Below are 17,864 nucleotides of genomic sequence, written 5' to 3'. Positions count from 1 at the left end.
CCGAGTTGCAGGTGCAATCAGGGTCACAAGGTCACGAGTTGGGCGCCGCCACCGCCGCCGATGGCCGGATCGGGAGCCTGTTGACCGGGCGGCCCGTGGCCGCGCGGACCGCCGAGGCCACCGCCGCCGGGGCCGTGACCACCGGGACGGCGCTCGCCGGCTTGGCGCCGAAGGGGGCCACCACGTCGCGTTCCTCGACGAGTTTGACGATGCGGACCGTCGGGGCGTCCAGGGAGGTGGGCAGGGCGTAGCCCGTCAGGTCCGGGTGGCGGATCAGGCCCGAGGCCGTGCGGAGGTTCTCCGTCAGGGCCGCGCCCACGCCCTGGATGACGCCCGCTTCGATACGGGCTTCCAGCTGGCGGGGGTTGAGGACGCGGCCGACGTCCTGGGCTACCGCGAGCTCCACGACGCGCACGGAGCCCAGCTCGATGTCCACGTCGACCACCGCGCGGATCGCGCAGAAGGCGAGGCCGACGAAGGCGTCGCCCTGGCCGTCGCCGTCCAGCGGCTCCGTCGGGTGCGGGCGGCACTGGGCCGTGGCCCAGAGTTCCTTGCCCTCCATCGCCTCCGCGACGGTCGTGGAGAACGCGCCGTCGTACGACGTGATCCGGCCATCCGCGATCTGGAGGAGTTCGGTGGACATGCCCAGTTTGTGCGCCATCGGCTGGAGGAGCTGGGTGCGGACCATCTTCGCCGCGCGTTCCACCGCGCCGCCCGAGACCCAGGTGTGGCGGCCGTGGGCCGAGGGGCCCGCCGGCGGCTGGTCGGTGTCGACCGGGGCCGTGACGACCTCGTCGACGCCCAGGGTCTCCTGGACGATCTGGCGGGCGAGCGTGGAGAAGCCCTGGCCGGTGTCGACGGCCGCGCAGATGACCGTCGCGGCGCCGCCGACGATCTTCACCGTGGCCGTGGACACCTCGTCGGTGCCCTCGGCGCCGAGCATGTGGACCATGCCGACCCCGTACCCGACCCCGCGCCGCACCGCGCCCGGCTCGCCCGCGCCCTCCAGGCCGCCGGGGAGCAGCCAGTCCTCCTCCGGGGTGTCCTTGGGGAGGGCGGGCAGCTCGTGGTCGCGGACCGCGCGCAGGAGTTCCGCCACGGGGGCGGGGCAGGTGACCGTCTGGCCGGTCGGGAGGAGGTCGCCGGTGGCCAGGACGTTGCGCAGGCGCAGTTCGGCGCCGTCGATGCCGAGGGCGGCCGCCAGCTTGTCCATCTGGCCCTCGTAGGCCGCGCAGACCTGCATGGCGCCTTCGCCGCGCACGTGGCCCGACGGGGGGTTGTTCGTACGGACCGCCCAGCCTTCCACGAAGGCGTGCGGAACCACGTACGGGCCGCAGGCGAAGGCCACCGCGGCGGCCAGGGATTCCGAGGAGGCGTCGGCGTAGGCGCCGGCGTCCATCAGGATCTGGGCCTCGACCTTGACCAGCCGGCCCTCCAGGTCCGCGTGGTGGCGGTAGCGCAGCAGCGTCGGGTGGCGGTGGGCGTGGCCGAGGAAGGACTCCTCGCGGGTGGCGGCCAGCTTCACGGGGCAGCCGGTGCGCAGGGCCAGCAGGCCGAGCGGGAGCTGGAACGCGGCGTCCTCGCGGTCCGCCGTCGCGCCCGGGACCCCGGTGACCACGACCCGTACGCGGTCCGGTTCCAGCCCGAAGCAGGCGGCGGCCAGGTCGCGGTCGGTGTGCGGGTCGGTGGAGGCGGTGTAGATCTCCACGCCGCCGTCCGGGCGCGGTACGGCCAGCCCGGCCTCGGCGCCGATGGGGGCGGGGTCCTGGCGGCCGATGCGGTAGAGGCCCTCGACGACGACGTCGCCGGTGGCTTCGGGGTCGCCGTAGCGCAGCGGGATGTGCCGGATCAGGTTGCCGTCGGGGTGCAGGTCGGGGGCGCCGAAGGCCTGTTCGGGGTCGGTGACCGGGTCGAGGAGCTCGTACTCGACGGCGATCGCGGCGGCCGCGAGGCGTGCGGTGTCGGGGTGGTCGGCGGCGACGGCGGCGATGGACTCGCCGTGGTGGCGGACCACGTCGTGCGCGAAGACGGGCCGGTCGGCGATGCGGCGGCCGTGCGTGGTGGCGCCGGGGACGTCGGCGTGGGTGACGACGGCGCGCACGCCGGGCATCTCGGCGGCGGCGGAGGTGTCGATGGAGAGGATGCGGGCGTGGGCGTGCGGGGAGCGCAGCACGGCGGCCCAGAGGAGGCCCTCGGCCCACAGGTCGGCGGCGTAGGGGAAGGTGCCCTCGGTCTTGGCGCGGGTGTCGGTGGCCGGGACGGACGCGCCGATGCCGCGCGGGACCGCCGACTCCGACGGCTCCGTGCCCTCGGGCAACGGTGTCGTGACCGATACCGGGACCGTCGCCGCGTCGTGGGCGCTCACGCCGTGCCTCCCTCGTGGTTGCCGTGGTTGCCCTGGTTGCCCTGGACTCCGTGGTTGCCCTGGACTCCGTGGTCGCCCTGGATTCCGTGGTCGCCCTGCCGGCCCGCGTCGCCCTGCGGCCCGTGGAAGCCGCCCTCGCCCGGCGGGGCCTGGTGCGGGATCCGTGCCTCGGCCGAGGCCGCGGCGGCGGCTTCCGCCGCCGAGCCGCGCTCGGCCACGACCTCGCGGACGGCCTCGATGACGCCCGAGTACCCGGAGCAGCGGCAGAGGTTGCCGCACAGCGCCTGGCGGGTCTCCAGCTCGCTGGGGGCGTGGTTGCCTTCCAGCAGGTCGTGGATGGTCATGGCCATGCCGGGCACGCAGAACCCGCACTGCACCGCACCCGACCTGCACAACGCCTCTTGCACGTCCGACAGTTCCCCGTCGGTCGCGAGGCCTTCCACGGTACGGACCTCACTGCCCGCGGCGGTGGCCGCGGGGACGAGGCAGGAGGCGACGAGCCGGCCGTCGACCTGCACGGCGCAGGCGCCGCATTCGCCCTGGGAGCAGCCGTCCTTGGCGCCGGCGAGGCCGAGGCGCTCGCGCAGCACGTAGAGGAGGGACTCGCCGATCCAGGCGCCGGTGACGGGCCGGTCGGCGCCGTTGACGCGCAGGACGTAGGAGGCCGACGGGTGCTCGTGCTGGGCCACGGCCCCGGCGTCCGCTCCGGACGCCCCCTCGAGGGATTCTTCTTCGTACGTCTCCCCCTCGGCCGGAACCCCTTCGGCCGTCCCCGCCGGAGCCGTCTCGACAGCCAGGTCGGCGTCGTCCCTACTCGGCACGGGCCCGGCCCCGGCTTCGCCCTGGCCCGGCACGCCCGCGCCGAACCCCGGCTCCGCCTCGGCGGCCCCGGCTTCGCCCTCGGCCCCGGCTTCGCCGCCGGGTTCGCTCTCGCTCCCCGGATGCTGCCGCTCCCCCGAGTCCGGAACCTGCGCCGGGCCGTGGGCGGCTTCGATGTCGTGCGGGGCCGGGTGGACCGGCTCCCCCTCCAGCGGGGTACCGACGCCCGGGCCGCCCAGCACGCGCGGTCCGCGCCCCGGGGCCGGGCCGAAGGGTCCGCCGGCCGGTGCGGAATCCCCGGGAAGCACCCCGGAGCCCAGCGGATCGGAGCCCAGCGCATCGGAGCCCAGCGGGCCGGAACCCAGCGGATCGGAACCCGCCCCGTCCCCGTCCGGCTGCTGCGCCAGGTACCCGCGCGCACCCTCGAAGTCCGGATGCGTCGCCCACGGGGCCGCGGCCCCGCCCGGCAGCGTCGCGGGGGCCCGGCTCCAGTCGGCCGCCGCCGCGAGCTGCCCGAAGCTGCCGGTGTCGCCGGCGCCGCCCGGGGTCCACACGTCGCTCGCCGCCGCCTCGGGGAAGTGCCACTCGGCGGTCGCCCCCGGTTCGTGCGCGCCGGCCCGGCTCCCCGCGAAGGACTCCCCGGCGGACCCGATGGAGTCCCCGGCGGAGCCCCCGAAGGACTCCCCGACGGGGTCCCCGTAGGGCCCCGCGAAGGGCTCCGCGAAGGGCTCGCCGAACGACTCCCGGTAGGGATCCGCGACGGGCTCGGCCACCGGCTCGGCCGCCGGATCGGCGAACGCCGCGGCCACCGAGGCCGGGATCGGCACCGACGCCGGGATCGGCGCCCGCGCAGCGACCCCCGGAGCGCCCGCGTCCGCACCCGCGTCCGCCGGAGCCGCCGCGCCCGCCTCGGGCCACTGCACCGGGATCGTCCAGGTACCCGTGGCCGCGGGGTCCGTGCTCCCCGTGCCCAGCGGCACGATCATCGGCGGCGGCACGTAGCCGTGCCCGGGGGCCGCGAGGGGCTCCCCGGTGCCGAGCGCGTCCAGCATGTCCTGCGGCAGTTTCACGAAGGCCGTGGCGTCGGAGTCGTACTCGCCGCCGTGCGGCACCGGCTCCCAGCCCCAGTGGGGGCCCGTGGAGCCCGCGGCACCCGTGTTGTCGTTCTCACTCATGAGCTCAGCGCCCTCCCCAGGGCCCTCCGTGCCAGCACGGCCACCGTCCGCCGCAAATGCAGTACTGCGGGAGCCACCGGCTCCCCCTGGTCGGGCACGCACGCCGCCGCGACGTACTCGCCGAAGGCTTCGAGCGCCTCGGGGGCCAGGCTGCGGTCCCCGTCCCAGTCGATCAACGAAGCAACCCACTGCTCGGCTTCCAGCGGCCGCAGCGGCATCGGGGCGACCGCGCCGATCGCGCAGCGGACACCTCGGCGCGCGGGGTCCAGTACGAGCCCTACGGACGCCACCGCGCGCCCCGGTCCCGTACGGCCCGTGGCCTTGAGGAACACCTGCGGCGCGTGCAGCAACGGCACCCGCACGAAGCCGATCAGCTCTCCGGGGCGGAGCATCTCCCGGCCGGCGAGCAGGTGCGAGACCGGGATCTCGCGCCGCGACCCGCCGGGCCCGACGATGACGAGCACGGCCTCCAGCGCGGCCAGCACGGGCAGCGCGTCGCCCGTGGGCGCGGCCGTGGCGATGTTGCCGCCGAGCGTGCCGGCGTTGCGGATCTGCGGCGGGCCCGCGGCGCGCGCGGCGGCGGCCAGGGCCGGGATCAGGGCGGCGAAGTCGGGCCGGCCCATGCGCGCGTGGGTGAGACCGGCGCCGAGCAGCGCGTGGCCGTCCTGGTACTGCCAGCCGCGGATCTCGTTGATCCGGCCGAGGCCCACCAGGGCGGCGGGGCGCAGGAGTCCCGCGTTGACGGCGGCCATGAGGTCGGTGCCGCCCGCGACGGGGACGGCGGCGGGCATGGCCGCGAGCGCCGCCACGGCCTCGTCGAGCGAGGCCGGCAGCGTCACGGACTGCTCCGCGTTCCCCGCCCGCGGGTCGCTGCGGGGCCCCTGGGACGAGTCCCGTGCCTGCGGTGCGTGCGGTGCGTGCGTGGTCAACCCAGCTGCCCCTTCCCGATGTCCCGGTCCCGGCGCTCACGCCTGTCCGCCGTACGGTACGTGCTCACCGCCGGGACGTGGCAACTCTGGCACATCTTCCGGAGCACCGGACGCGAGGGTCCACCGCCCGCGCACCACCGGCGCACCACCCCCGCAAGACCCCGCCCCCGCCCGCGAACACGCCCTCCGCGGGGCCCCCGCACCACCCGCGGCGTTCACCGTGATCCGGCCGCGATCCGACTGCAATCCGACTGCGATCCGCCCGTGATCCGGCCCCGCCCCGACCTCGCTCCGGGGACCCTGCCCCGGGCCTCCGTCCGGGCCTCGGTCCGGGCGCCTGGACAGGGGTCGGGACAGCGGCCGGGACAGCCGCCGGGACAGCGGCCGCGACGGAGGCCCGAGCCGGGGCCCGCGCCGCGGGCCCGTCACACGTTCGGGGGCGCTCCCTCGATCGGGCGTCCGAGCACTCCGGGCCGGCGCTGCCACGGCAACGGGCCGCCCGGTCGCCGGTAGTCGACCCCGAGGGCGTCCAGCCGCCGGTAGTGGGCCGCCATCCGCGCCTCGAAGTCCGCGTAGTCCCGCTCCGCGGGCTCCGGCAGCCGGGACCACACCACCTCGGCGAAGGCCGCGAGGCGCGGGAACACCTGGTAGTCGACGCGGCTCTGGTCCTCCATCACCTCGGTCCACACGTTGGCCTGCGCGCCCAGCACGTGGGCGGCGGCCTCCTCGGACAACTTCGGCGGAACCGGCTCGAACCGGTACACATCCTCCAATGTCCTCACGTACCCGATGGGCATCGGCTCGTCCTCGCCGCCCGCCTGACGGTGGTCCAGGTACACCTGCTGCTCGGGGCACATCACCACGTCGTGGCCGGCCTCCGCGGCGGCGATGCCGCCCTCGTAGCCGCGCCAGGAGGACACGGCCGCTCCCGGGGCCAGTCCGCCCTCCAGGATCTCGTCCCAGCCGATGAGCCGGCGGCCGCGCTCCGCGAGCCAGCCGTCGAAGTGCCGGATGAACCAGGACTGCAGACCGTCCTCGCCGTCGACCCCCAGCTCCCGGATCCGCTCCCGCGCCGCCGCGGAGGCCTTCCACTGCGCCTTGGGGCACTCGTCGCCGCCCACGTGCACGAAGGGCGAGACCTCCGGCGGGAAGATCTCCAGCAGCTCCTCGAAGACCCCCTCGTAGAACCGCAGGACGGCCTCGGTGGGCGCGAGCACGTTCTCGTTGACGCCCCAGTCGTCCCACACCTCCAGCGCCGCCGTGTCCACCACGTCGGTGTTCCCGAGCTCCGGGTACGCGGCGATCGCGGCCTGCGAGTGCCCCGGCACGTCGATCTCCGGCACCACCCGCACGTGCCGCTCCGCCGCGTACGCGACGATCTCGCGCAGGTCGTCCTGGGTGTAGAAGCCGCCGTGCGGGGTCTCGTTCCAGAGCGGCGAGGCCCGGTGGCCCCACCGGCTGCGGGCCCGCCAGGCGCCGACCTCGGTGAGCCGCGGGTAGCGCTTGATCTCGACCCGCCAGCCCTGGTCGTCCGTCAGGTGCAGGTGCAGCACGTTGAGCTTGTGGGCGGCGAGCAGGTCGACGTACCGCAGCACCGCGTCCTTGGGCATGAAGTGCCGGGCCACGTCGAGCATCAGCCCGCGCCAGCCGAAGCGGGGCCCGTCCTGGAGATCGCCGACCGGCAGCCGCCACACCGCTCCGGGCAGCGGCGCCCGCCGGTACGCGTCGGCGCCCAGGAGCTGACGCAGCGTCTGGGCGGCATAGAAGAGGCCCGCCTCATCGGCGCCCTCCAGGAGGACGGAGCAGGCCGCGACGTGGACCTCGTACGACTCGGCCCCGGTCCCCCGCGCGATGTCCGGGCGCAGCGCGAGCCGGATGACCGGGCGTTCGCCGGACGCCTCCCCGCGGGCCGGGGCCGGCAGCGCCCAGCCGGTGGCCGCGCCGAGTTCGCGGCGCAGCCAGCGGGCGGCGCCCTCGGTACCGGGAGCGGCGTCGAGCAGCGGGTCGGTGAGCTCGTAGGTGCCGGCGTCGGGCAGGAATCGCGCGTACCGGGGCTGCGGGATCAACTCGGGCATGGGATCGGCTCCTCCACCGTTGCAGCATGTGCAACGCACGTTTCACATGGCGCTGATGCGGCGACCCTAACCCGCCCCCGGGGCACGGAAAAGGCCCCCGGGCGCACGTGTGCGCACCGAGGGCCTTCGTCCCGTTCCAGGAGGGCCGGAGGACTACTTCCCGTCCTTGCCGCCCTTGTCCTTGTCCCCGCCGGGGCCCATGGACTCGTAGATCTCCTTGCACATGGGGCAGACCGGGTACTTCTTCGGGTCCCGGCCCGGCACCCAGACCTTGCCGCAGAGCGCGACGACGGGGGTGCCCCCGAGCGCGCTCTCCATGATCTTGTCCTTCTGGACGTAGTGGGCGAAGCGCTCGTGGTCGCCGTCGCCGTGGGACACCTGCGGCGTCGGCTCTACGAGGGTCCCCGTACCAGTCCCGCGATCGGGCTCAAGAGTGCTCATGACTGCCAGGGTACCGAGTCCCTCGCGCGCGAGGGATCCGCACCGGCCCCCGCGGCCGCCCCGGCCCCGGGCTCAGTTCAGCGACGGGTCGTCCGCGTACGTGGCCACCATGGCCAGCTCGCTGCGCTGGCGCCGCAGCACGGCTCGCCACAGCCGTTCCGGATCCGGGAAGGAGACGTCGCCCGGCTCGGAATCGACCACGTACCAGGCGCCCACGCCCAGTTCCTCCTCCAGCTGCCCCGGGCCCCAGCCCGAGTACCCGGCGAAGATGCGCAGGCCCCCCAGGGCCGCCGCGAGGAGTTCGGGCGGGGCCTCCAGGTCCACCAGGCCGATCGCCCCGTGCACCCGGCGCCAGCCGAGCGGCCCCTCCTCGCCCGGGATGACCGCCAGCCCCAGCGCCGAGTCCAGCGCCACCGGGCCGCCCTGGAAGACCACGCCGGGGTCCTTGGCCAGCGGAGCCCAGGGCAGCAGGACGTCGCCGACGCCCACCGGGGTGGGGCGGTTGAGGACGACACCGAGCGAGCCTTGGTCGTCGTGGTCGAGCAGCAGGACGACCGCGCGGTCGAAATTCGGGTCCGCGAGGGCGGGGGTGGCCACGAGCAGCCGCCCTGTGAGGGAGGACACCTCGGTCATGGCCACATGGTCTCGCACATTCGCCCGTGAGGGGGAGTGAGCGGCACATCGGGATCCCGCGCAGCTCAGGGCGCACGGCGGCAGTTCGGGGCGCGCACGGCCCTCCGGCCGGACCCCGGGCGGAAGGAGACGCTCCGCCACCTGGCGGGCACCCAGGGTGTTGTGCCGAATTCATGACAGTCCTACGGCCCCGTCAGCCTTACGAACAAGGGGGGCATGCCCCTTACCCTTTTCACTGGCCCCCTGCCCACCCCTCTCCGGAACGCGAGATTCATGACCGGCATCAGTGACGATGTACTGCTTGTCCACGGCGGAACCCCGCTCGAGGGCGAGATCCGTGTCCGCGGCGCGAAGAACCTCGTACCCAAGGCGATGGTCGCCGCCCTGCTCGGCAGTGAGCCCAGCCGGCTGCGCAACGTTCCCGACATCCGGGACGTCCGGGTCGTGCGCGGGCTGCTCCAGCTGCACGGGGTGACCGTCAGGCCCGGCGACGAACCGGGCGAGCTGGTGCTCGACCCCTCGCACGTCGAGAGCGCGAACGTCGCCGACATCGACGCGCACGCGGGCTCCTCGCGCATCCCGATCCTCTTCTGCGGCCCGCTGCTGCACCGCCTCGGCCACGCCTTCATCCCGGGCCTGGGCGGCTGCGACATCGGCGGCCGGCCGATCGACTTCCACTTCGAGGTGCTCCGCCAGTTCGGCGCGACCATCGAGAAGCGCGAGGGCGGTCAGTACCTGGAGGCCCCGCAGCGCCTGCGCGGCTGCAAGATCCGCCTGCCCTACCCGTCGGTCGGCTCGACCGAGCAGGTGCTGCTGACGGCCGTCCTGGCCGAGGGCGTCACCGAGCTCAGCAACGCCGCCGTCGAACCGGAGATCGAAGACCTCATCTGCGTCCTGCAGAAGATGGGCGCGATCATCTCCGTCGACACCGACCGGACCATCCGGATCACCGGCGTGGACCGCCTCGGCGGCTACAACCACAAGGCGCTCCCGGACCGGCTGGAAGCCGCCTCCTGGGCGTCCGCGGCCCTCGCCACGGGCGGCAACATCTACGTGCGCGGCGCGCAGCAGCGTTCGATGATGACCTTCCTGAACACCTTCCGCCGGGTCGGCGGGGCGTTCGAGATCGACGACGACGGCATCCGCTTCTGGCACCCGGGCGGTCCGCTCAACGCCATCGCGCTGGAGACGGACGTCCACCCCGGCTTCCAGACCGACTGGCAGCAGCCGCTGGTCGTGGCGCTGACCCAGGCCGCCGGCCTGTCGATCGTCCACGAGACGGTCTACGAATCCCGCCTGGGCTTCACCTCCGCGCTCAACCAGATGGGTGCGCACATCCAGCTCTACCGGGAGTGCCTGGGCGGCAGCGCCTGCCGTTTCGGCCAGCGCAACTTCCTGCACTCGGCCGTCGTCTCGGGGCCCACCAAGCTCCAGGGCGCCGACCTGGTCATCCCCGACCTGCGCGGCGGGTTCTCGTACCTGATCGCGGCGCTCGCCGCCGAGGGCACCTCGCGGGTCCACGGCATCGACCTGATCAACCGGGGCTACGAGAACTTCATGGAGAAGCTCGTGGAACTGGGCGCCAAGGTCGAGCTCCCGGGCGGGGACCTCGTCTGACACGGGCGTAGATCCACCCAGACCGTCCCAGAACGCCCCCACGGGCCCCGTACAGGGCCCGTGGGGGCGTTCTGGCTCCCGGAGGCCACTCGCCCTCCGGAAGCGCCGGAGGCGGCCACCCGGTGCCGGGTGGCCGCCTCTGGCGTACCGCTTGTCACGTACTGCGTCCTACTGCCGTCCCGGGGGCCGGTGCGGCCCTCGGCACAAGGGCGGACTACTTGCCCTTGGCGGCTTCCTTGAGCTTGGAGCCCGCGGAGACCTTCACGCTGTAGCCGGCCGGGATCTGGATGGGGTCGCCGGTCTGCGGGTTGCGCGCGGTGCGAGCGGCACGGTGGGTGCGCTCGAAGGTCAGGAAGCCGGGGATGGTGACCTTCTCGTCGCCCTTGGCGACAATCTCGCCGACGGTCTCGGCGAGCGCGGCCAGAACGGCGTCGGCGTCCTTGCGGGTCACCTCGGCGCGCTCGGACAGAGCGGCCACCAGCTCACTGCGGTTCATGTTGTACTCCCGTGTTCAACGTGCCTTAGAGGCGTGAGATCGAAGCCGATGCTGCCAGGGCCCTAGGACAGTCCCCGGACCCGGGTCTGACGTCAGACCCTCTCGCCCGGTTACGCATCCTGCCCCCACCACCGGCGGGAAAGCCAATCCGGCACCCGCCGGGGTCACACGAAAAGCGCCACAGTCACGCCGCGGTGACGCTCCGTCCGCGCCAGAAGGCGTCCGGACGGGTGTCCGGACGACGCGGACCGCGGGCCACGCGGGCATCCCCGCAACCCTATGGGCGGCCCGGGGGGCCCGCATCCCGCGACGCGCCGGGGATCAGACGGAGGTGGGCGCCGTCACGGCCGCGGAGGCGGCCTTGCGGACGGCTCCGGCGACCGCGCCGGCGACCTTGTCGTTGAAGACCGACGGGATGATGTAGTTCGCGTTCAGCTCGTCCTCGCCGACCACGTCGGCCAGGGCGCTCGCGGCGGCCAGCATCATGTCGGTGTTCACGGTGCGGGACTGGGCGTCCAGCAGACCGCGGAAGACGCCCGGGAAGACCAGCACGTTGTTGATCTGGTTCGGGAAGTCGGACCGGCCCGTGGCCACGACGGCCGCGGTCTGGCGGGCGATCGCCGGGTCCACCTCGGGGTCCGGGTTCGCGAGCGCGAACACGATCGCGCCTTCCGCCATGGCGGCCACGTCCTCGCCGGACAGGACGTTGGGGGCCGAGACGCCGATGAACACGTCGGCGCCGACCACGGCCTCCTTCAGAGTGCCCGTGTAGCCCTCGGGGTTGGTGTTGTCGGCGATCCAGCGCAGCGGGGAGTCCGCGGCCGCGTCGACGAGGTCGGGGCGGTCCGCGTGCACGACACCGTGGATGTCGGCGCTGACGGCGTTCTTGACGCCGGCGGCGAGGAGCAGCTTGAGGATCGCGGTACCGGCGGCGCCGGCGCCCGACATGACGACCTTGACGTCGCCAACGGCCTTGCCCACCACGCGCAGTGCGTTGGTGAGGGCGGCGAGGACCACGATGGCGGTGCCGTGCTGGTCGTCGTGGAAGACGGGGATGTCGAGGGCCTCGCGCAGCCGGGCTTCGATCTCGAAGCAGCGCGGCGCGGAGATGTCCTCCAGGTTGATGCCCGCGAAGCCGGGGGCGATGGCCTTGACGACGGCCACGATCTCGTCGGGGTCCTGGGTGTCCAGGCAGATCGGCCAGGCGTCGATGTCGGCGAACCGCTTGAAGAGGGCCGCCTTGCCCTCCATGACCGGCATGGCGGCCATCGGGCCGATGTTGCCCAGGCCCAGCACGGCGGAGCCGTCCGTCACGACTGCGACGGTGTTGCGCTTGATGGTCAGCCGGCGGGCGTCCTCGGGGTTCTCGGCGATCGCCATGCACACGCGGGCCACGCCCGGGGTGTAGATCATCGAGAGGTCGTCGCGGTTGCGGATGGGGTGCTTCGACTGCATCTCGATCTTGCCGCCGAGGTGCATCAGGAAGGTGCGGTCGGAGACCTTGCCGAGGCTGACGCCCTCGATCCCGCGGAGCTTCTCGACGATCTCGTCGGCGTGCGCCGTGGACGTCGCCGCGATGGTGACGTCGATGCGGAGCTTTTCGTGGCCGGATGCGGTCACGTCGAGGCCGGTGACCGAGCCACCGGAGGACTCCACGGCGGTGGTGAGCTGGGAGACCGCGGTTCCGCTCGCGGGCACTTCCAGGCGGACCGTCATCGAGTACGAGACGCTGGGCGCCGTTGCCATGGCCGTGTTCCTCTTCTGTCCCTGGTTCTTCTGTACACAGGGCCCAGCACTGCTCCGGCCGAAACGTGGCAGGTGCGGCAGGACCTGTTGTCCGATCGTCCCACCTACCAGCCGGTACAAGGTAACCAGCTACAAATTTCGGAAGAACTCTTCCACCATACGAGATAACCGGGGTCCGGGGAATGGGTGGCCCATACAAAAAAGTCCGCGCCCTCCACGGAGTGGAGGACGCGGACCTGGTGCTTCCTACGTCTATGACACCGACCCGCCATGCTCGCCTCGCGGCAAGTGGTCGCTCTAGGCGACGAAGGTTGGGCCCGGGGGCTTGGATCGAGTCGGTGCCGTAACCCAGGCTAACAAAGGTTCGCCCGAAGTGATCCCCCTACCGGCGACCGGTTGTCGGGACCACGCCCTTGGCCGCCGACCAACCGGCCCTACGCCGGTGCCACGCCCGTCCCGTGCCGGTCCCCGGCCCGCTCCTACGGCTTGAGCAGCGCGGCGACGCCCTCCGCATCCGGCTCGTCCTGGCCGGTGGAGATCACCGTCAGCTGCTGGGTCGCGCGGGTCAGGGCCACGTAGAGCACCCGCAGACCCGCCGGGGACTCGTTCGCGATCTCCGCCGGGGAGACCACGACCGTGGCGTCGTACTCCAGGCCCTTCGCCTCCAGGCTGCCCAGGGCGACCGCCCGCTCCCCCAGGTCCGCGAGCCAGCCCGCGGCCTCCGCGCGCCGGTCCATGGCCACGACCACGCCGACCGTGCCGTCCACCTGCTCCAGCAGGCGCCGGGTCTCCTCGACGACGGTGGAGCGCAGGTCCCCGTCCACGGGGGGCACCGCCGTGAAGCGCGGCCGCAGGCCCGTGGAACGCACCGCCGTCGGCGGCTCCGTGCCCGGCGCCGCCAGCTTCAGCACCCGCGAGGCGACCTCGGCGACCTCGGCCGGGTTGCGGTAGTTCACCGTCAGGGTGAACTTGCGCCGCGGCCGCGTGCCCAGCGCCTCGTCGCGCGCGGCGGCCGCCTCCTCGGGATCGGTCCACGAGGACTGCGCCGGGTCACCGACCACCGTCCACGTGCCGCCCCGGCCGCGGCGGCCGACCATCCGCCACTGCATCGGCGTGAGGTCCTGCGCCTCGTCGACGATGACGTGCGCGTACTCGGTGCGCTCCGCCGCGAGCCGCTCGGCCCGCTCCCACTGGGTCTCCTCGCGGGTCGGCATCAGCTCCTCCAGCCCGCTCAGCTGGTCCAGCGGGTTCAGCTCCCGCTTCTTCTTGGGCCGCGCGGGCGCGCCGATCAGCTGCTGGAGCTCGTCGAGCAGCGCCACGTCGTGCACCGACAGCGCGCCCTTGCCGTCCGGGCCCACCCGACGCAGGGAGCGCGCCAGCTGCCGGGTCTCGCGCGGGTTCAGGTCGCGGCGCGACCAGCGGGCCAGGCGCCGCTCGTCGGCCATGGAGGCCAGCACCCCGCGCGGGGTCAGCTCGGGCCACCAGGCGTGCAGGAACTCGATGAACGCGTCCTCGGTCGAGATGTCCTCGTCGAAGGCGGAGCGCAGCTCGGCGGCGAGCTCCGGGTCGCTGTGCCGGCCGGCCCCGCCGGACTTGGAGTACAGCGCGTCCAGCAGGAGCTTGCGGGCGCGCGGGCGCAGCAGGTTGACCGGGGCGGTGCCGGACAGGACGTTCTGCCGGATCCGGTCGAGGTCGTGGGCCTCAAGCTCCTGGCGGCGGCCGAAGGCCACCACCCGCAGCCGGTCGGGGGCGGGTGCCCCGCCGGGGCCGCCGAACTCCAGGGCGCCCCGTACGGCCTTGCGCAGCACCTTCAGCATCCGGGACGAGCCCTTGATCCGTGCCGTGGACGGATCGTCGTACGTGGTCGCCTCGGCGCCGTCGACGAGCGAGCCGAGCGCCCGGATGGCGACCTGGCCCTCCTCGCCGAGGGAGGGCAGGACGCCCTCGGTGTAGGCGACCAGGAGCGGGGTCGGGGAGACGATCAGGATGCCGCCCGAGTAGCGCCGGCGGTCCTGGTAGAGCAGGTAGGCGGCGCGGTGCAGGGCGACGGCGGTCTTGCCGGTGCCCGGTCCGCCCGCGACCTCGGCGACCGAGGCGGCGGGCGCCCGGATGACGAGGTCCTGCTCGGCCTGGATGGAGGAGACGATGTCGCGCATCGAGTGGGTACGGGCCCGCCCGAGGGCGGCCATCAGGGCGCCGTCGCCGATGACGGGCAGCTCGTGCCCGTCGAGGAAGGCGGTCACCTCGGGGCGCATCAGGTCGTCCTCGACGCCGAGCACCTTGCGGCCCTTGGAGCGGATGACCCGGCGGCGCACGACGCGGCCGGGCTCCTTGGGGGTGGAGCGGTAAAACGGCGCGGCCGCAGGGGCCCGCCAGTCGATGACGAGCGGCGCGTAGTCGGAGTCGAGGACTCCTATGCGGCCGATGTGGAGCGTCTCGGCGATATCGGCCGTCAGGTCGGCGCGGATCGCGTCGTCGGCGGGCTCGACGGAGGTGAAGGCGCCGTCGGGGCCCCGCTCCCCGTCCTTGCCGAGGACCAGGTCGACGCGGCCGAACAGGAAGTCCTCGAACTCGTTGTTGAGACGGTTGAGGTGGATCCCGGCGCGGAACACCTGCGCGTCCCGCTCCGCGAGGGCGCCCGGCGTGCCGACCTGGCCACGCTTGGCGGCGTCGTTCATCAGGAACTCCGCCTCGTGGATCTTCTCCTCAAGGCGTCGGTACACGTGATCGAGATGCGTCTGCTCGACCGCGATCTCCCGATCGCGGACGGAATCCGCCGTGCTGTCGACAGCGGCATTCTGCGCGGCCACCAAGGCCCCTTTCTGACGTGCATGGGCAGCCGTCAACCGTACGCCAAGGGACCCGCCCGCGCACGCCCCTTCCGGGACGGCTCGCGGATCAGGACGAAGATCACGCTGCCCGGCTGCCCCGCGGCTGCCCCGCGGCTGCCCCGCGAGGGCCCGGGGCCGGGTCAGCCGGGGCGGGATTCGAGGACGCGGCGCCGGTGCCGGGCCACGCGCTCGCGGTTGCCGCAGAGCTCGCTGGAGCACCAGCGGCGGCGGTGTCCGCGCGAGGTGTCGAGGTAGACCCGGGCGCAGCCGTCGCCCTCGCAGGCCCGCAGCAGGTCCCGTTCGCCGGGGTCGGTGAGCAGTTCGACGGCGTCCCGGGCCACGGAGGCGAGCAGCCCGGCGCATTCGACTCCGCCGCACAACTCCCGTACGAGGTGACCTTCTTGGTCCTGTACTGCACACAGTCCCGGGGGTGGACCGGCGGCCGCCGCGTTGACCCGGGCCAGAGCGGCCTCGGGCGGCGCGGCTCCGGCCAGCTCGGCCCGTACGAGGCTCTCGACGTCGGCGCGCAGCACCCGGAAGGCGCGCACCCAGTCGTCCCCGACCAGGGCGAGCGGCGTCCGGTCGGGCACCAGCCCGGCTCCGGTGAGCCACAGCCGCAGCCCGTCACCGTCCCGGATGCCCTCGGTGTGCGCGAGGGGAGAAAAAGTAGCCACCAGGTCCAGGCAGACCCGCCCGGAGTCGAACCACATACCCGTCACCGCCTCCCTCTCGGGGCGTGCCCCCAGAGTGCCCGTCCCGCGGGCGCTCGGCTAGAGGGCGGGCGGCTCGTCGTTCAGGAGCAGCTGGAAGAGGCGGTGGTCCTGCCAGTCCCCGCCGACGTGCAGGTAGCGGGGCGCGAGCCCGTACTGCTCGAAGCCCGCCTTCGCGAGGACCCGCTGCGAGGCCAGGTTCTCGACCCGGGTCCCCGCCTCGACCCGGTGCAGCCGCTCCTCGTCGCGAGCGACCCGGATGACCTCGTGGAGCGCGGCGGTGGCCAGCCCCTTGCCGGTCCAGGCCTCGTCCACCCAGTAGCCGATGGCGCCGCTGGACAGCGCCCCGCGCACGATGTTCTGGAGGTTGATCGTCCCGGCCACCCCGCCGTCGGCGGCGACCAGCACGAACGGCCGTGCCCGCCGGTCCGCCCGCGCCGCGAGCAGTTCCTCGATCCGCCCCCGCTGCCCGGCCTCGGTGTAGAACTCCTCGGCCCGGCGGGGCTCGTAGGGGGCCATGTACTCCCGGTTCCGGTCCAGCACCTCGGCGACCCCGGCGGCGTCGGCCGTCCGGATCTCCCGCATCTCCACCCCGTCAATGATCATCCGGGCACGCTAACGGACGACCCGGTCCGCGGCCAGCCCGGTGTCCCGCCGGCTCCCGGCCCGGGGCGGGGCGGGAGCGGTCCGGCCCGCCCCGCACGGCCCCTCAGGTGTCCGCGTACTTCGTGTCGGCGGCCATGTCCAGGGACAGCCGGTAGCCGCGCTTGACGACGGTCTGGATGAGGTTCGGTGCGCCCAGGGCCACGCGCAGGCGGGCCATCGCCGTTTCCACCGCGTGCTCGTCGCGGCCCGCGCCCGGCAGGACGCGCAGGAGTTCGGAGCGGGCCACGACCCAGCCCGGGCGCCGGGACAGGGCCCTGAGCAGGGCCATGCCGGCCGGTGGGACGGGGCGCAGCTCGCTGTCGAGGAGGACCGCGTGGCCGCGCAGTTCCAGCCGGTGTCCGGCCACCGGGAGGACCCGGGCCCGGCCGGGGAGTTCCTGGCACAGGAGCTGCACGAGGGGTCCCAGCCGGAAGCGCTCGGGCTGCACCGTGGGCACGCCCTCCGCCTGCAGCGGCAGGGCCGTCACCGGCCCCACGCAGGCGGAGAGCACCGACCCGCCGGTCAGCGCCCCGAGCACCTGGTCCCGTACGCCCCGCTCCGCGGCCCGGGTCAGCAGCGAGGCCGCGGCCGGGGCGGAGGTGAAGCTCAGCGCGTCCACCCCGCCCGCGGCCACCGCGTCGAGCAGCCGGTCCAGCGGCCCGAGGTCCTCCGGTGCCATCCACCGGTAGACGGGTACGCCGACCACCTCGGCCCCGCCGGCCCGCAGGGCCTCGATGAACCCGGGCAGCGGCTCCCCGTGCAGCTGGAGGGCGATGCGCCGGCCGGCCACCCCGGCCGTGAGCAGCCGGTCCAGTACCTCGGCGAGGGATTCCGACCGCGGGGACCAGGTCTCCACGAGTCCGGCGGCCCGGATGGCGCCCTTCACCTTCGGGCCGCGCGCCAGCAGTTCGGTCTCCCGCAGCCGCCCGAGCAGTTCCTCGCCGAGCCCCCACCCGTCGGCGGCCTCGATCCAGCCGCGGAAGCCGATGGCGGTGGTCGCCACCACCACGTCGGGCGCGCAGCCGATCAGCTCCTTGGTGGCGGACAGCAGTTCGACGTCGTCGGCGAGCGGCACGATCCGCAGGGCGGGCGCGTGCACCACGGTGGCCCCGCGGCGGCGCAGCAGGGCGATGAGCTCGTCGGCCCGGCGGGCGGCGGTGACCCCGACGGTGAATCCGGCGAGCGGACCGGCGGGCGAGCCCGCCGGAGGACGGCCGGGCTGACCGGCGGGCGGACCGGCCGGAGGATCGGCGGGCTGACCGGCGGGCGGGCTGAGGGGCGGACCGGTGGGGGTGTCCTGGTCGTGCATGGTGACCTGCCTCGCGCAGTGGTCGGGTCCGGTGTCGGGGTCCGATATCGGGGTCCGGTGTCGCGGTCGCGTA

At 74.1% G+C, this 17,864-nt stretch carries 13 protein-coding genes; 1 reads left to right on the top strand and 12 read right to left on the bottom strand.

Going from position 1 to position 17,864, the window contains the following annotated elements; genetic code table 11:
* Positions 1 to 31: 31 nt before the first annotated feature.
* The 6 genes from OG730_RS25935 to OG730_RS25910 form a co-directional block, all read right to left on the bottom strand.
* On the bottom strand, positions 32 to 2,317 hold the full coding sequence (locus OG730_RS25935; protein WP_327309425.1) for a xanthine dehydrogenase family protein molybdopterin-binding subunit: 2,286 nt from the start codon (positions 2,315 to 2,317) through the stop codon (positions 32 to 34).
* A gap of 44 nt (positions 2,318 to 2,361) precedes the next feature.
* Complete coding sequence (locus tag OG730_RS25930) at positions 2,362 to 4,359, bottom strand: 2Fe-2S iron-sulfur cluster-binding protein (protein WP_327306487.1); 1,998 nt, start codon at positions 4,357 to 4,359, stop codon at positions 2,362 to 2,364.
* Entirely contained in the window at positions 4,356 to 5,288 is a 933-nt protein-coding gene (locus OG730_RS25925; protein ID WP_374323622.1) for an FAD binding domain-containing protein, read from the bottom strand. Before OG730_RS25925 ends, OG730_RS25930 begins: the two co-directional genes overlap by 4 nt.
* A 425-nt stretch (positions 5,289 to 5,713) precedes the next feature.
* A complete protein-coding gene (locus tag OG730_RS25920) occupies positions 5,714 to 7,363 on the bottom strand; it encodes a beta-N-acetylhexosaminidase (RefSeq protein ID WP_327306486.1) in 1,650 nt (549 codons plus the stop codon).
* 153 nt (positions 7,364 to 7,516) lie between these two features.
* Positions 7,517 to 7,804 carry a DUF3039 domain-containing protein gene (locus tag OG730_RS25915; protein ID WP_243337322.1) on the bottom strand — a complete coding sequence of 96 codons (288 nt, stop codon included), beginning with the start codon at positions 7,802 to 7,804 and terminating at the stop codon, positions 7,517 to 7,519.
* Positions 7,805 to 7,876: 72 nt separating this feature from the next.
* Entirely contained in the window at positions 7,877 to 8,437 is a 561-nt protein-coding gene (locus tag OG730_RS25910) for a YqgE/AlgH family protein (RefSeq protein ID WP_327306485.1), read from the bottom strand.
* A 273-nt stretch (positions 8,438 to 8,710) separates the two neighbouring features.
* On the opposite strand from OG730_RS25910, the gene murA reads away from it, so the two are divergent.
* Positions 8,711 to 10,054 carry a UDP-N-acetylglucosamine 1-carboxyvinyltransferase gene (murA, locus tag OG730_RS25905; protein ID WP_327252982.1) on the top strand — a complete coding sequence of 448 codons (1,344 nt, stop codon included), beginning with the start codon at positions 8,711 to 8,713 and terminating at the stop codon, positions 10,052 to 10,054.
* A 214-nt stretch (positions 10,055 to 10,268) separates the two neighbouring features.
* On the opposite strand, the gene OG730_RS25900 is transcribed toward murA, so the two are convergent.
* From OG730_RS25900 to OG730_RS25875, 6 genes are all read right to left on the bottom strand, one after another.
* On the bottom strand, positions 10,269 to 10,550 hold the full coding sequence (locus tag OG730_RS25900; RefSeq protein ID WP_007264399.1) for an HU family DNA-binding protein: 282 nt from the start codon (positions 10,548 to 10,550) through the stop codon (positions 10,269 to 10,271).
* 321 nt (positions 10,551 to 10,871) lie between these two features.
* The gene (locus OG730_RS25895; protein ID WP_327306484.1) at positions 10,872 to 12,296 is read right to left on the bottom strand and encodes an NAD-dependent malic enzyme; all 1,425 of its coding nucleotides are present in this window, start codon (positions 12,294 to 12,296) and stop codon (positions 10,872 to 10,874) included.
* Positions 12,297 to 12,775: 479 nt separating this feature from the next.
* On the bottom strand, positions 12,776 to 15,106 hold the full coding sequence (locus OG730_RS25890) for a HelD family protein (RefSeq protein ID WP_327306483.1): 2,331 nt from the start codon (positions 15,104 to 15,106) through the stop codon (positions 12,776 to 12,778).
* A 161-nt stretch (positions 15,107 to 15,267) separates the two neighbouring features.
* Entirely contained in the window at positions 15,268 to 15,837 is a 570-nt protein-coding gene (locus tag OG730_RS25885; protein WP_327309424.1) for a CGNR zinc finger domain-containing protein, read from the bottom strand.
* A gap of 60 nt (positions 15,838 to 15,897) precedes the next feature.
* Positions 15,898 to 16,443 (bottom strand): GNAT family N-acetyltransferase, encoded by a 546-nt coding sequence (locus OG730_RS25880; RefSeq protein WP_327306482.1) that lies wholly within the window; start codon positions 16,441 to 16,443, stop codon positions 15,898 to 15,900.
* A 103-nt stretch (positions 16,444 to 16,546) separates the two neighbouring features.
* A complete protein-coding gene (locus OG730_RS25875; RefSeq protein ID WP_327306481.1) occupies positions 16,547 to 17,791 on the bottom strand; it encodes a uroporphyrinogen-III synthase in 1,245 nt (414 codons plus the stop codon).
* Positions 17,792 to 17,864 lie beyond the last annotated feature (73 nt).

This window comes from Streptomyces sp. NBC_01298 (genome assembly GCF_035978755.1).
Lineage (GTDB): Bacteria > Actinomycetota > Actinomycetes > Streptomycetales > Streptomycetaceae > Streptomyces.
Note: the sequence above shows the minus strand (reverse complement) of the source record. Positions and strands in the feature narration are given on the sequence as shown.

Bases quoted from the DNA above. Each gene is read 5' to 3' on its own strand.
- OG730_RS25930 (WP_327306487.1), bottom strand. From the start codon at position 4,359: ATGAGTGAGAACGACAACACGGGTGCCGCGGGCTCCACGGGCCCCCAC.
- OG730_RS25880 (WP_327306482.1), bottom strand. From the start codon at position 16,443: ATGATCATTGACGGGGTGGAGATGCGGGAGATCCGGACGGCCGACGCC.
- OG730_RS25920 (WP_327306486.1), bottom strand. From the start codon at position 7,363: ATGCCCGAGTTGATCCCGCAGCCCCGGTACGCGCGATTCCTGCCCGAC.
- OG730_RS25915 (WP_243337322.1), bottom strand. From the start codon at position 7,804: ATGAGCACTCTTGAGCCCGATCGCGGGACTGGTACGGGGACCCTCGTA.
- OG730_RS25900 (WP_007264399.1), bottom strand. From the start codon at position 10,550: ATGAACCGCAGTGAGCTGGTGGCCGCTCTGTCCGAGCGCGCCGAGGTG.
- OG730_RS25895 (WP_327306484.1), bottom strand. From the start codon at position 12,296: ATGGCAACGGCGCCCAGCGTCTCGTACTCGATGACGGTCCGCCTGGAA.
- OG730_RS25885 (WP_327309424.1), bottom strand. From the start codon at position 15,837: ATGTGGTTCGACTCCGGGCGGGTCTGCCTGGACCTGGTGGCTACTTTT.
- OG730_RS25875 (WP_327306481.1), bottom strand. From the start codon at position 17,791: ATGCACGACCAGGACACCCCCACCGGTCCGCCCCTCAGCCCGCCCGCC.
- murA (WP_327252982.1), top strand. From the start codon at position 8,711: ATGACCGGCATCAGTGACGATGTACTGCTTGTCCACGGCGGAACCCCG.
- OG730_RS25910 (WP_327306485.1), bottom strand. From the start codon at position 8,437: ATGACCGAGGTGTCCTCCCTCACAGGGCGGCTGCTCGTGGCCACCCCC.